Genomic DNA, 13,210 nt, shown 5'->3' with positions numbered 1-13,210 from the left:
CAACTGATGTATTTTATTTAATCTATCGGGCATTCCTCAATAAATAATAGTTTAATTTAGTTGCTAATATTGATGGAATTAAGATAATAAAAAATAAATGAGGATTGATGAAATAATTCAGGGTCAGGTGAATGCCTATAATGAGCGGAACCTGACTAAAATGATGACTTTCTTTGCAGCTGACGTTCAGCTCTTTGATTTTGCGGAATGCGAACCAATGATTAAAGGGATTTCAGCGGTAGAAAAACTGTATAAAAATGTTTTTGATCATTCACCAAACCTCCACGCGGAAATTTTTAACCGCATGGTATTTGGTAATAAAGTGATCGATCAGGAAAGGGTGACTACCCATGAAGGACTTGCGGCGACGGAGGTAGTGGTCATTTATGAACTTGCCGATGGGTTGATTAGTAAGGTTTATTTCATCCAGGAAAAGAAATAGCCGGAAGAAAATGACCGGACGACGCGATGTTGTTAAAACATCAGAGAAGAACCTGAGCTCTTCTCTGATGCTGTTTTCATTAGAATAGGCCAAACATGATCCCCGCTGATAGGCCGCTAAAATTTCTGACCGGATTTGCACTGGCATGTGCAGAGAAACTTAGCGCAATATTCCTGTTAAAATTTAAACTGTACCTGAGCTCGACAGGCAGGCCTATGGAGTACCGCATATTGGCTTCCTTTTCCTCATCGGAGAAACCGGCATCTTTATTTTTGGCTTTGTAAGTAACCATAGACAGTCCGCTTCCAACATGTAGTTGATGGTGCTTTAAAAAGGTGTAATTTTTTCCTAAAATCAGACTGAGATCCGTCAGCTGAGGACCGGAATTTTCCTTGTACCTTTTAGAATCGGGTTTTGGAGCAGATGAAGAAGTTCCTTTGATCTTATAATAGTTGTTTCCCAGTTGCAGCCAGACTGCGCTTTGAACCATTTCTATACCACGGTCATTTTTGCCGAGCTCAAAGCCGAAGTAGAGGTTGTTGAATTCTTTAAACTCCAGGGAATCCGAATCCTGAGCAAAGGTTTTACCTCCATAGATTAAACCGAATGCCATGCTGATTAATATGATGTTACTTTTCATTTGATTTCGTGTTTATGTGAACTCAAATGTAGAATCAAAAGAATCGCTGTATTATTCTTAAAAGATCGTATTTGGTTGATTAATAATCTTTAAGATTAATTGCTATCTTAGATTGGTGCTTATTTCATCTGTCAATAATCTTAAAGCAGGAAGTTGAATGAAAAGGCTAATAATAACCAGATCGATAATTTGAAATAATAATCTTTGATGATCAAATATGCAACAGAATTTTATTGACCGCCTGAAGCTGACTTTGCCAGCCTATCAGAATCCTGCACAAAGCATCGCCGACTGCTTGAATATCAGTCTGAATGAAGCGTATAAAAAGATAAGGAACAAGAGTGCGCTCACGATTCAGCAAATGGTAAAGCTGGCAGATACCTTTAAAATACCGATTGTATATCAACCTGACGAAACACCCACCGTAACTTTTAGCTACCCTAAAATTGAAAGCGGGGAGCCAAATATGGAAGATTACCTCCTTGATCTTTTGAATAACCTGAAGCTGATCCATGCCTGTAAAGAAAAACACCTGACGATCGTGACGGACGATATTCCCTTGTTCCACCTTTTTAAGTATCCGGAGCTTACCGCATTTAAATTGTTCTTTTGGTTTGAAAGCCTGAGTAGTACCCCTCAGAAGTTTGAAAGATCATTTGTCACTGAAAACATTACTGCGATAGCCCAGGAACTAAGCCGTATTTATCTGGAAATTCCGAGTACTGAAATTTGGGCAAAGAACAGCATTCATGGGAGTCTGGAGCAAATCAGGTATGCTTATGAAGCGGGCTACATCAGCGATCATGCCTTGGCGGAAGAGCTGGTGATACAATTGCGTTATTGCCTTACCGACATGAATATGTACGCCATGAGCAGTAAAAAGACCATAGATGCAGCGCATGCTTTCAACTGGTACAATTGTGACGTTTTAGGCACCATTGCTTACCTGGCAGAAATGAACGGGACTAAAATCTGCTTCAACCGCTTTAATACTTTTAACTTTTTGAAGACAGAAGACCCTAATTATTGCCTGCAAACCAAGGCCTGGATGCAAAGCCTGATGCGTAAATCTGTTTCTTTTAGCGGGCAAGGCGAAAAGCACCGGAATAAATATATTTATCAGGCTTTTCAGGAATGTGATGCATTAATCAAAGAAATCTCCGGAGAACGGAATTAAGGTCAATTCCATTCGCTTAATTATTAATAAAGATCGTTGCTAACCATTATCTAAAAAAGATATTGGATATGTACAATACAGGTGATAATTAATAGGTAAGCTTTAAAAAGACCTTATAGAATTCTGAAAATGATTTATATAATTTAGATCGGGTTGTTATATTTGTTTAATTTAGAACACGCTCATCATCGGATAAATCTATGTGCAGTATTTCTGGTACTATAGATCACAAACGCTCAAATCAACAAAAAGATGAATAAAACATGGCAAATCATAAGCATCACTATCCTTGTTATTTTTGGAACCATCAGGATTGTTAATTATTTAAGCAGACCTGTTGGCAATGCACAGATTATTAGTAAAACTTATGAGCCCTACTGGCGGGATGATGCTGGTGACCTCCACCGTGCAATCAAAAAAAGTCTCAAAGACAATCTGATTAGCTACACCAACTATTATATCAAAAGAAACAATAATTCGGGAGATGAAGTGCTTGTAGCCTGCACTAATGATGAGGAGAAGTTTACTTACTTTACCTATTACAGCCTCTCGGGAAGCTTAGCCCAGTTAGAGGATGATGGTATTTCAAGGCCAAAATCAACAAATATTGCTGTGAATTAACAGCGTAGTTTGGCTTGGTTATTGGGCATGTCAGGAGGTGTTTTTATTCCGTCCTATTTAGTCCTTTTTAATGTTCAGAGCCTCAGTTTTTCATTTTTTTCTTGTTGTAACCGTACTATTTTGTTCACCGCTAAGGGCTAGGCTACCTGTCGATAGTATTCTTAATCCGAAGGATTATGGAAAAGGCTATGTGAGTAATGCTGATCAGGTGATCAGCGGGACTACGGTTGCCAGGCTAGATGTGCTATTAACAAAATTGGATCAGCAAAAGAAAGCTGAGGTGGCGGTTGTTCTTGTCAATTCAATTGGAGATGCCGTACCAAAGGATTTTGCGAATAAACTATTCAGAACCTGGAAAATTGGTGATCGGAATACAAATAACGGATTGTTGATTTTATTGATTAAAGATCAGAGAAGAGTCGAATTTGAGGTCGGTTATGGTTTAGAAGGCGTGTTGCCAGATATGATCAGTTCCCGGATTCAGCAGCAGGAAATGATTCCTAAGCTAAAAAATGGAGATTATGATGGGGCGGTTTTATCAGGAGTCGAAAAAGTAGCTGCCCGGTTGTTGGCTTCAAAAGACGAATTGCTTCAAAACAATGCATCCTTATCAAACGGGAAACCAGTCTATCCGCTCAAAGTCTTGTTTCAGGATTTTCTGGTGCTCATTGCTTATATCACCATTTACACCATTTATGTCTGTTCGCCCGCTGGAGAACGGGTGCTTCATAATACCTCCTGTTGGTGGGGAATTTTCTTATTGTTCGGTCCGGCACTCATCATCACGTTACTGGCAGTGTTTACCAATCTGTATCTCAACTATTGGGTGGTTATAGCGATTCTTTATTGCTGCTGTTGTATTTGCATGAGTGTTTATTTTAGCGGCGAAATCATTTATGCCTTGAAGGCTAAGGATAAGTCGAGGCCGGAGCTCTATGACGGGTTAAAGTTAAGAATGAAAGATTTCATCTATTATGCCTTTTTATTCCCTTTGCCACTGTTGATCATTCAGCTTATAAGGGTAAAAATTAAACTGTATCGGCTGAGGTATGTACCTTACTATTCCGAAAAGTGTAAGGCGAATATGAAGCTTGTCCGGGAGGAACAAATGAACGGACTATCGGATGCAGAAAAGATCGAAAATCGCCTTGGGGCAGTTTCTTATGATGTCTGGAGTGCAGAAAACTGCGATGATTTGTTAAAGGTTAAATACCTAAATCAGGGTTCAGAAATTGTGAAATGTGACTCCTGCGGAAATATGACCGGAAAGGTATTAAGTTCTACAACGGAAAAGAAGGCGACTTCAAAAGAGGAAGGACTTCGTTTTAATGAATATGAATGTCAGTTTTGTGGGGCTAAGTTCGGTAGAAATGTGACGATCAGGAAGCGTAGTTTTAGTATTGCTATAGGGTCGGGTAACGGCAGTTCCCAAAGTGGCAGCTCAGGTTCGTCTGGTAGTGCCGGTTCATCAGGCAGCTGGGGAGGAGGATCATCGGGAGGTGCTGGCTCCGGAAGTAACTGGTAGGCCAGGCCTCCATCAAAAAACATCAGGGAGCTGTAAATGAAAAAAGCCTGTTCATCATCGATGAACAGGCTTTTTTAGTGGGAGATACTGGGTTCGAACCAGTGACCCCCTGCTTGTAAGGCAGGTGCTCTGAACCAGCTGAGCTAATCTCCCTTTGGTTCTACTCATTTTATATCCAACCGAGTAAGGTTGCTATTTAAAAAGCCTTAGATTTCTCTGAGGCTTTTAGTGGGAGATACTGGGTTCGAACCAGTGACCCCCTGCTTGTAAGGCAGGTGCTCTGAACCAGCTGAGCTAATCTCCCCTTGATTCTACTCTTTTTGTATTAAAACCGGCTGAGTAAGCCGTATTCGTTTGTCAAAGTTCCCTTCGTTTTGGGATTGCAAATATACACCCTAAAATCATTTTTGCAAAAGTTTTTTCAGCTTTTTTAAGAGAGCACATCTTCAAGCACCTGATGTGAGCGTATTTCTCCGAAAGAAGCGGTGTGTAAGGTGTAGTAAACCAGTATTTTATCAAGAATGGAACGCCTCGTTTTATTTTCTAATTTAATTTCATTTATTTTTTCAAAAGGGGAAATATAAAGCGAAATAAATAAGGCGGCATCGACTTTATCTATAAAATAGGGGTGTATAGGAGGAAGAGATTTAAATTCTCCTTCCTGCAAATCGAAGTAACTATGGTCACTTTTTGTCTCTGTACTCGGTGCAAAACCTAAGTAACGGGAGAGTTTTAACAAAAAAGCAAGGTGGAAATTTACGTTGGTTTCTTCTGATTCATCAAACCAGCATACGGCACTGAAGATAAAATCAAATAAATGTTCATCTGCCATTTGCTGACGGATGCTCTTATATAAAACTTCATTCAGAAAAATGGTGATGGTGCTTTTGATGATGTCATAAGGAATGCTGCGGAAGATGGGCGTTGGCCTTAATTCTGAAATCCGCTGGATACTGCTGTTCGCCTTGTGATAAACGATCATTTCTACCAGGTGAAGTGGCTGCAGCATGTTCATCCTGATTTTGGCCTTTGGTTTTCTAACCCCATTGATCATGTACGACTGGATTCCGAATTTCTCGGTAAACATTTGTACAACGACACTACTCTCACTGTAGAGCGTAGTTTTAAGTATAATTCCACGGGTTTTATGCAGCATGAGCTATTTTGGGGATGAAAATGATCAGTCCGATGAGGACAGCAGCAATGGCAGCTACCAATACAGCAGCAGCAGCAGTATCTTTAATGACCTTTGCTTTTGGATGAATATCCGGAGAAACCAGGTCTACCAGGACTTCTATGGCGGTATTAAACAATTCAGAAAGCAATACGATACCAGCAGCAAGAACGATCCAGAGCCATTCGTTTGCAGATAATTGAAAATACCAACCTGCAAGGCCCACAATAAATAGCGCCACTATATGAAACCTGAAGTTAAACTGGCTTTTAAAGGCATAAGCAATTCCTGAAAATGCATAACCGAAACTTTTTATAAACTTAGCCATATCATGCCGTCCAAATGAGGGTTGGTCCTGATGCAAAGTACGTCATGCTTTCCAACATATCCAATTTTAAAATTATGCAGAGTTTTGATGCTATTGTTAACAATACCTTAATCGAGGGTTAAGCCTGAAGTATCCTTAGGATGATACTTTTGCTCAAAACACACAGAATGAATAGAAGATCATTATTAAAGGGAGGATTACTGGCCGGATTGGGTTTGCCATTTTTATCTGCGGGCGATGTATTGGCGAAACCTGCCGCGTTAAAGAAAAAGGCAAAGAACATCATTATGTTAGTCAGCGATGGAATGAGCCAGGGGACGTTAAATATGGCAGATCTTTATGCACAGCGTGCTTTTGGAAAAACCAGTGCCTGGATGCAATTGTACCGTGATAATAAGGTGACCCGGGGTTTAATGGATACCGCATCTGCCAGCTCAATGGTTACCGATTCTGCTGCGGCAAGTTCCTCCTGGGGAGGAGGCATGCGCGTTAACAATGGCTCCCTGAATGTAGGGCCGAAGGGCGAAAAACCACAACCTATTCTTCAGAAATTTAAAGAAACAGGCAAAAAAGTAGGCTGCGTAACAACTGTTCCAATCACTCATGCTACACCTGCGGGATTCTGTGTGAACATCAATAGCCGCAATGGAATGGAAGAGATTGCATCCATGTATCTTAACCTGAAGTTTGATGTGATGATGGGTGGTGGTGCTGATTATTTCGGAACAAAAAGAAAAGATGGAAGCTTGCTCCCTAAATATTTAACGCAAGGATTTAAAGTAGTCGAAAATAAAGCCGAGATGATGGGCTATAAAGGTAATGGACCTATTTTAGGAATTTTTGCTCCGGATGGCCTGCCTTATGAAATTGACCGTAAAAATACACCTCAGCTGCTGAAAGATGTTCCTTCACTGGCAGAAATGACCAGCAAAGCGATTTCCCTAATGAAAGACCATAAGGATGGTTTCGTATTACAGGTAGAAGGTGGGAGAGTAGACTGGGCCGCGCATGGAAATGACATCGGCGGACTGATTTTCGACCAGCTGGCTTTTGATGAAGCGGTAGCGATTGCGATAGACTTTGCCGAAAAAGACGGAGAAACATTGGTAATCATTACCACCGATCATGCCAATGCTAACCCGGGCTTATTCTCCGGAAGTAAGGCTGATAAGAACTTCGATAGCCTCCAGTTGTTTAAACATAGCAATCAGTGGGTGTTGAATCAATTGAACCGGACTTCAAGCCCTGCACAGGTGATGGAGCTGATTAAAAGCGGTCAGGGGATGCTGATCAGTGATGCGGAAGCTAAAAACCTGCTGACTCATTTCTCCGATATTCAGGAAGGACAATTGTATAACGACGAAAAACTGCCTTTTTATGAAATGGCAAAGATGCAATTTAAACATACTTCTGTAGGTTGGGCAGGAATGGACCATGCTGCGGATTTTGTGGAGATTGCGATGTTCGGACCTGGTAGCGAGCAGTTAAGACCACTCATCAAAAATACAGAGGTTCATAACATGATGTTACATGCTGCGGAAGTAGCGGAACATTATTTAGTGAAGGCCTGAAATTAAAATAACATTACCTTTGGCGAATTATTTAGTCGAAGGTAATGTCTATAGAAAAACAAGTCTTACATCCAAGAAACAAGCATCGGTCCAGATATGATTTTCCGGAGCTGATTAAAAGTCTGCCGGAATTACGTCCTTTTGTAGCCCTTAATGCCTATGGTGATGAATCGATAGATTTTTCAGATCCTGTGGCGGTGAAGCTCTTGAATAAAGCATTACTGAAACATTTCTATCAGATAGACCATTGGGACATCCCGGAAGGTTATCTGTGCCCGCCAATTCCTGGAAGGGCTGATTATATTCATTACCTGGCCGATTTACTGGCCTCCGTAAATGGTGGCGTTGTGCCCACAGGGAAAAATGTAAAAGGTTTGGATATTGGTCTGGGGGCGAATTGCATTTATCCGATCATTGGACACCAGGAATATGGATGGACCTTTGCGGGTTCTGATGTAGACAGTCAGGCTATTAAATCTGCAAAGAATATTACTTCGATCAATCCGGCATTATCTGCTGCAGTATTTCCAAGACTGCAAAGCAGCAAAAATCATATTTTTAAAGGCGTAGTAAAACCGGGAGAGATTTTCGATTTTACCTTATGTAATCCTCCTTTTCATGCATCAGCCGCAGAGGCTGCAGCTGGAAGCCAACGTAAGGTGAGGAACCTGGGTAAGCAGAAAGGAAATACCGCAGTGCTTAATTTTGGCGGACAGCAAGCGGAACTTTGGTGTGAAGGCGGTGAAGTTGGCTTTATCCGAAAGATGATCGAAGAGAGTGCTGCATTGGGGAAACAATGTTTCTGGTTTACTACGCTGGTTTCAAAGAGCATGAACGTACCTTTTATTTATGGTGCTCTGGAAAGACAACGTCCGGTCGAGATCAGGACGATAGAGATGGCACAAGGCCAGAAGATCAGCCGTTTTGTAGCCTGGACTTTCTTAACTCCTGAGGAGCAAAATAACTGGAAAAAAGGCAGGTGGTAAACCTGTTTAAGGAAGTGGATTGAAAATCAGAACTGTAGCTTTTTTATTTTTGAAAGTGCCAATCAGTTCGCCTGTTTCTATATGCCTGAACAGCAAGGAATCACTTTCTTTAAAACGTCTTTTGAGCATGTAATAAAGGTGAAGGCATTTGATCCAGTTTAAAGCGGTCGCCTTATCTTTCCAGATATCAGGATATAAATGTATCTCCTTTTCTTCCAGCCGGATCAGATTTTTCTCTTCCAGTTCCTTTACGTTGGCAATGATTTTAGCCGTCTGAGCAGCCAGATTCGCTGTATTTTGAACTTTCTTCTTCGCGTAGATCATCAGTATATTATTCTAACAATAGCGCATCATCATCTTCATCATCAGTCAGGCTGAGCTGAATGGTGTCAGTTCCGGCGATACCCTCAATAGAGCCGCGAATATGTGCCGCGTTTAACATCACTTTTTCCAGTTGTTTCTCCCTGGCTTTCCAAAGTTTTTCCATTGCGTCACGTTCTTTTTGGATGGACAGTTTCATGCTCATGAAACCCTCTCTGATGGCTTTCCATTGTTCTGAAAACTCATTGCTGGTCAGGTAATCGTAGAGCATGTGCATTTTGTCGCCACGGTTTTCCTGGGATTTTATGGCGCCGAACAATTTGACAATGCCATCCCTCAGGATATAGGAAACTGCTTTTACCTCATCAAAAGAACAAATCCAGACCCCATCTTTTTCTCCAAAACAATCCATGCCTTTAGGGTAGCACTGGGTCACGATAACTGCTACGTCGACTCCCATGCTGCGCATGTCCTTTTTCAGTTTCTCAATCCATTCCATAGAGAAGTCCTTGGTACGCTTGCTTTCATAGATAATCTTGCCGCATTCCTGTCCGAATTGATTTCTGACATGGTGCACACAATCTGCTCCTCTTACTCCCTTACCCACTTCGGTAATGAGGTCAAAAGGAAAGACACTGCGTAAAAGCTCTTCCAGGATCAGCTCTTGAACCTCGCCTTGTAATTGCATAGAGCCCTGCTCGGCTTTGCGCTTCATTTCTTCGGCCAGTTTTTTCTGGTCGTCGAGTTGTTTTTCCAGTTCTTTTACCCTGAGCTGGTGTTCAGTATCTTTAAGGTTATTCTTTTCTGTTTCCTGCTTTCTGATTTGCTCAACCATCTCCGCACGTTGCTCCTGAAGTTTGCGTTGAAGCTGGATTTCCATTTCTTCTTCCTTTTCCTTCATTGCTTTTTCCTTCATCAGGAAATCAAGCTCTTTGGCGCGGGCAAGCTTCAGTTTCTCTTCACTTTCTTTATTGGCAGTGTCCATCATTTGAAGTTTGTTTTCAAAATCACTGGCAATGCTTTTTCTTAAACTCTCTTCCAGGGCGGTCTGCAAGACTTTCTTTTCTTCTGCCAGCTTTTGCTCGAATGCCTGGGCCTGGAGTTTATGCTGCTTCTCAAATACCTGTTCCTGTTGTTTCTGCTGCTGGCCTAGCTCATTCAGTTTTTTATTGTATTCTTCATCCTTTTGCTTGGTAAAAGAGAGCATTTTCTCCCTGAGGTCTTTTTTGTATTCCTCAGCCATTACCTCTTCTATTGGAAAAGTGTGCGCACAATTAGGGCATTTTATTTCTGTTGACATATCTTGAATGTAATGGGACCGGATGAATTGAATGAATACAAATTTACGACTATCTCTTTACAAACAAACTTTCTGCAAACTTCATGGATACATTTCTAGCTTCTTCCCCGGCAATCTGAATGCTTAATGAGCCGTCAAAGTCGATGCGCTCCAGTACTTTAATCGGTGTGCCTATCGTGATGCGAAGTTTTTCCAGGTATTGAAGAAAAAGGGTAGAGGTATCTTTTACTGCTACGACTTTACACAATTCGTTCTCTTTCAGCTCCGAAAGCAACACTTTATCAATCGTTGGGATTTCTCCGTTTGCTTTGGGGATCGGATCACCATGCGGATCAAACTCCGGGAAATTTAAAAACTCCTCCAGTTTATCCACCAGTTTTGCCGATTGGATATGTTCCAGCTGTTCTGCCACTTCATGGACCTCATCCCAACTAAAATCAAGTTTCTCGTATAGGAAGGTTTCCCATAAACGGTGTTTCCTTAAAATGGCAATTCCGTTTTGCTTTCCGGTTTCGGTGAGTAAGATCTTTCCGTACTTCTTGTAAGTAACGAGTTCTTTTTCTTTCAGCTTTTTCAGCATGTCTGTTGCTGTGGCAGGTTTAACCCCTAAATAAGCCGCCATTTCATTGGTTCCGGCCTCGGGTTTATCTTCATTCTGAAAGCTCAGTTTCAGCAAAGCCTTTAAATAGTTTTCTTCCGTGTAAGATAGCATACTGCAAATATAAAACAATAAATGTCAGATTATATTTGTTAGACTAGTCTAACTTTTATAGTTTTGTAATATAATTATGAAAGCAGGAGGGATAGGCCGTCCCGGATATCTTAACAATACGACACATTTTAACCATCAATCAACACGAATGAAAGCAACCTCTATTCGAGCCGCAGCCACTATTTTATTTATATTTTTTGGAATGTCTGTTTGGGCACAGACGGGAATTATTGAAGGAAAAGTAATTTCCGAAGGAAGCCCGGTTCCGCAGGTGAACATCACGCTGCAAGGGACAACATCGATTACGATGACCGATAGTGCCGGGGTGTATAAACTGACCTCAATTCCTGCGGGAAGCTATAAAGTACAGGCCACAGCAGTGGGTTTCCGAAAAATGATCAAAACCATCACCCTGAAAAAAGGAGAACAGTTAAAACTGGATTTCGACCTGAGTAATTTCCAGAATGACCTGAACGAGGTGGTGGTCACCGGAACTTTAAAAGAAGTGAACCGGTTGGAAAGTCCCGTGCCGGTAGAAGTATATACCCCGGCTTTTTTTAGAAAAAATCCGACGCCAAGCATCTTTGAAGCGCTACAAAATGTAAACGGCGTAAGGCCTCAGCTGAATTGTAATATTTGCAATACCGGCGATATCCACATCAATGGTCTGGAAGGACCTTACACGATGATTCTGATTGATGGGATGCCTATCGTGAGCAGCTTATCTACGGTTTACGGTCTATCCGGTATCCCAAATTCCCTTGTAGAACAAATTGAAGTGGTGAAAGGACCTGCTTCTTCTTTGTATGGAAGTGAGGCAGTAGGGGGGCTGATCAATATCATTACTAAAAAGCCTCAGAATGCACCCTTATTTTCCGCTGATATCTTTGGAACCACTTATCAGGAGTTCAACGCAGACCTCGGACTGAAAACTAAAATAGGATCTGCAACCGCGTTAACGGGGGTCAATTACTTTAAATTCGGAAATGTAGTAGACCATAATCACGATAACTTTACCGATGTCACTTTGCAGGACAGAATCTCTGTTTTTCAGAAATGGAATTTTCGACGCAAGGAAAACCGTTTGTTTACCATAGCCGGGCGCTATTTATATGAAGACAGGTGGGGAGGAGAAACCAATTGGAATAAATCCTACCGCGGTGGAAATCAGGTTTATGGAGAAAGTATTTATACCAAAAGATGGGAATTGATTGGTAATTATCAGCTCCCTGTAAAAGAGAAAATCTTCTTTGCCTTTTCTTATAATAACCATGATCAGGATAGCCGTTATGGCATCAAATCTTATATCGCAACGCAGAAAGTTGGCTTCGGACAAATGACCTGGGACAAAAAACTAAAGAACCATGATTTGTTGGTCGGTGCTGCATTGCGCTATACGTATTATGACGACAATACTCCGGCTACAGAACTGAATAACCCGGCAAAAAACATTTGGCTGCCTGGAGTTTTTGTGCAGGATGAAATCACGATTGCCCCAAAGCATAAATTCCTGGCAGGCTTCCGTTATGATTACAATTCTTTACATGGAAATATCTTTACCCCAAGATTTGCCTATAAATGGAACCTGAACGATAATAATATCCTGCGTTTAAATGCGGGTACAGGATTCAGAGTGGTAAATATCTTCACGGAAGACCATGCGGCGTTAACAGGTGCCAGAGATGTAACGATTGTCAGCCAGCTGAAACCTGAGAAGTCCTATAATGTAAACCTGAATTACCTGAAGAAAATGTACGCTGCTGATGGTACCTTCTTTGGAATTGAGACCTCAGCATTCTATACCTATTTCAATAATAAAATTAATGGCGATTATGATACTGATCCCAACAAAATCATTTATAACAACCTGGACGGTTATGCGGTGAGTAAAGGTTTGACTGCTAATGTGGATATCGCCTTGAATAACGGACTGAAATTCGTATTGGGAGCAACCTATCAGGACGTGGCTACTTTTGAAAAAGGTATTAAAAAGCAACAGATGCTGACGGAAAAATTCTCCGGAAACTGGGCTGTATCGTATAAAATCAGAAAACTGAACCTCGGAATCGACTATACAGGAAATATTTACAGCCCAATGCGCCTGCCCTTAGCGGGCCCCTCAGATCCCAGAAGAGCATTTTCCCCGGTATGGAGTATTCAGAATATCCAATTTACTTACAGCGGTTTCAACAGGTTTGAGCTTTATGGAGGTATCAAAAATTTACTTAACTGGACCCCAAACAGGGGAAATCCATTTATCATCGCTGGGGCGAACAACCCCTTCGATAAACCTGATGTGAGCACTCCCTATGGGCTGTCTTTTGATCCTGCCTATGTCTACGGACCTAATCAGAATATCCGGGGATTTTTTGGCATTAGGTATACTATAAAATAAACATGAATAGCTTAACTT

General features: G+C 41.3%; 13 protein-coding genes and 2 tRNA genes. 7 read left to right on the top strand and 8 right to left on the bottom strand.

Annotation, left to right across the window (positions count from 1 at the left end):
- The first annotated feature begins 97 nt into the window (after positions 1-97).
- Positions 98-442, top strand: coding sequence for a nuclear transport factor 2 family protein (locus BLQ87_RS31855; protein WP_074612954.1), 345 nt, complete (start codon positions 98-100; stop codon positions 440-442).
- A gap of 79 nt (positions 443-521) precedes the next feature.
- Here BLQ87_RS31855 and BLQ87_RS31850 read toward each other — a convergent pair whose 3' ends face one another.
- Entirely contained in the window at positions 522-1,082 is a 561-nt protein-coding gene (locus BLQ87_RS31850; protein ID WP_074612953.1) for a hypothetical protein, read from the bottom strand.
- A 217-nt stretch (positions 1,083-1,299) separates the two neighbouring features.
- Between BLQ87_RS31850 and BLQ87_RS31845 the strand changes: the two genes are divergently transcribed.
- The 3 genes from BLQ87_RS31845 (at position 1,300) to BLQ87_RS31835 (ending at position 4,405) form a co-directional block, all read left to right on the top strand.
- Complete coding sequence (locus tag BLQ87_RS31845) at positions 1,300-2,259, top strand: helix-turn-helix domain-containing protein (protein ID WP_074612952.1); 960 nt, start codon at positions 1,300-1,302, stop codon at positions 2,257-2,259.
- Positions 2,260-2,511: 252 nt separating this feature from the next.
- Positions 2,512-2,880, top strand: coding sequence for a hypothetical protein (locus tag BLQ87_RS31840; RefSeq protein WP_074612951.1), 369 nt, complete (start codon positions 2,512-2,514; stop codon positions 2,878-2,880).
- A gap of 70 nt (positions 2,881-2,950) precedes the next feature.
- Entirely contained in the window at positions 2,951-4,405 is a 1,455-nt protein-coding gene (locus BLQ87_RS31835; RefSeq protein ID WP_074612950.1) for a TPM domain-containing protein, read from the top strand.
- 78 nt (positions 4,406-4,483) lie between these two features.
- Here the strand turns inward: BLQ87_RS31835 and BLQ87_RS31830 are convergent.
- The 4 genes from BLQ87_RS31830 to BLQ87_RS31815 all read right to left on the bottom strand — a co-directional run bounded on the left by BLQ87_RS31830 (position 4,484) and on the right by BLQ87_RS31815 (position 5,907).
- A tRNA-Val gene (locus tag BLQ87_RS31830) sits at positions 4,484-4,558 on the bottom strand.
- 76 nt (positions 4,559-4,634) lie between these two features.
- A tRNA-Val gene (locus tag BLQ87_RS31825) sits at positions 4,635-4,709 on the bottom strand.
- 126 nt (positions 4,710-4,835) lie between these two features.
- Positions 4,836-5,561 carry a DNA repair protein RecO gene (gene recO / locus BLQ87_RS31820; protein ID WP_074612949.1) on the bottom strand — a complete coding sequence of 242 codons (726 nt, stop codon included), beginning with the start codon at positions 5,559-5,561 and terminating at the stop codon, positions 4,836-4,838.
- Entirely contained in the window at positions 5,551-5,907 is a 357-nt protein-coding gene (locus BLQ87_RS31815; protein ID WP_074612948.1) for a diacylglycerol kinase family protein, read from the bottom strand. Before BLQ87_RS31815 ends, recO begins: the two co-directional genes overlap by 11 nt.
- A gap of 167 nt (positions 5,908-6,074) precedes the next feature.
- Here BLQ87_RS31815 and BLQ87_RS31810 point away from each other — a divergent pair, with 167 nt between their 5' ends.
- Positions 6,075-7,478 carry an alkaline phosphatase gene (locus BLQ87_RS31810; protein WP_074612947.1) on the top strand — a complete coding sequence of 468 codons (1,404 nt, stop codon included), beginning with the start codon at positions 6,075-6,077 and terminating at the stop codon, positions 7,476-7,478.
- Positions 7,479-7,522: 44 nt separating this feature from the next.
- Entirely contained in the window at positions 7,523-8,464 is a 942-nt protein-coding gene (gene rlmF, locus BLQ87_RS31805) for a 23S rRNA (adenine(1618)-N(6))-methyltransferase RlmF (protein WP_074612946.1), read from the top strand.
- Between the two features lie 6 nt (positions 8,465-8,470).
- On the opposite strand, the gene BLQ87_RS31800 is transcribed toward rlmF, so the two are convergent.
- From BLQ87_RS31800 to BLQ87_RS31790, 3 genes are all read right to left on the bottom strand, one after another.
- Entirely contained in the window at positions 8,471-8,788 is a 318-nt protein-coding gene (locus BLQ87_RS31800) for a hypothetical protein (RefSeq protein ID WP_074612945.1), read from the bottom strand.
- A 7-nt stretch (positions 8,789-8,795) separates the two neighbouring features.
- Positions 8,796-10,028, bottom strand: coding sequence for a DUF2130 domain-containing protein (locus BLQ87_RS31795; RefSeq protein WP_083362170.1), 1,233 nt, complete (start codon positions 10,026-10,028; stop codon positions 8,796-8,798).
- 106 nt (positions 10,029-10,134) lie between these two features.
- On the bottom strand, positions 10,135-10,797 hold the full coding sequence (locus BLQ87_RS31790) for a metal-dependent transcriptional regulator (protein ID WP_074612943.1): 663 nt from the start codon (positions 10,795-10,797) through the stop codon (positions 10,135-10,137).
- A gap of 148 nt (positions 10,798-10,945) precedes the next feature.
- Here BLQ87_RS31790 and BLQ87_RS31785 point away from each other — a divergent pair, with 148 nt between their 5' ends.
- On the top strand, positions 10,946-13,192 hold the full coding sequence (locus BLQ87_RS31785; protein WP_074613007.1) for a TonB-dependent receptor: 2,247 nt from the start codon (positions 10,946-10,948) through the stop codon (positions 13,190-13,192).
- Positions 13,193-13,210 lie beyond the last annotated feature (18 nt).

The sequence above is a fragment of the Pedobacter steynii genome (assembly GCF_900103665.1).
Lineage (GTDB): Bacteria > Bacteroidota > Bacteroidia > Sphingobacteriales > Sphingobacteriaceae > Pedobacter > Pedobacter steynii.
Note: the sequence above shows the minus strand (reverse complement) of the source record. Positions and strands in the feature narration are given on the sequence as shown.

Coding starts and splice junctions, on each gene's coding strand:
- BLQ87_RS31850 (WP_074612953.1), bottom strand. CDS start 1,082: ATGAAAAGTAACATCATATTAATCAGCATGGCATTCGGTTTAATCTAT.
- BLQ87_RS31845 (WP_074612952.1), top strand. CDS start 1,300: ATGCAACAGAATTTTATTGACCGCCTGAAGCTGACTTTGCCAGCCTAT.
- BLQ87_RS31855 (WP_074612954.1), top strand. CDS start 98: ATGAGGATTGATGAAATAATTCAGGGTCAGGTGAATGCCTATAATGAG.
- recO (WP_074612949.1), bottom strand. CDS start 5,561: ATGCTGCATAAAACCCGTGGAATTATACTTAAAACTACGCTCTACAGT.
- BLQ87_RS31785 (WP_074613007.1), top strand. CDS start 10,946: ATGAAAGCAACCTCTATTCGAGCCGCAGCCACTATTTTATTTATATTT.
- BLQ87_RS31790 (WP_074612943.1), bottom strand. CDS start 10,797: ATGCTATCTTACACGGAAGAAAACTATTTAAAGGCTTTGCTGAAACTG.
- BLQ87_RS31815 (WP_074612948.1), bottom strand. CDS start 5,907: ATGGCTAAGTTTATAAAAAGTTTCGGTTATGCATTTTCAGGAATTGCT.
- BLQ87_RS31840 (WP_074612951.1), top strand. CDS start 2,512: ATGAATAAAACATGGCAAATCATAAGCATCACTATCCTTGTTATTTTT.
- BLQ87_RS31835 (WP_074612950.1), top strand. CDS start 2,951: ATGTTCAGAGCCTCAGTTTTTCATTTTTTTCTTGTTGTAACCGTACTA.
- BLQ87_RS31810 (WP_074612947.1), top strand. CDS start 6,075: ATGAATAGAAGATCATTATTAAAGGGAGGATTACTGGCCGGATTGGGT.
- rlmF (WP_074612946.1), top strand. CDS start 7,523: ATGTCTATAGAAAAACAAGTCTTACATCCAAGAAACAAGCATCGGTCC.
- BLQ87_RS31795 (WP_083362170.1), bottom strand. CDS start 10,028: ATGGCTGAGGAATACAAAAAAGACCTCAGGGAGAAAATGCTCTCTTTT.
- BLQ87_RS31800 (WP_074612945.1), bottom strand. CDS start 8,788: ATGATCTACGCGAAGAAGAAAGTTCAAAATACAGCGAATCTGGCTGCT.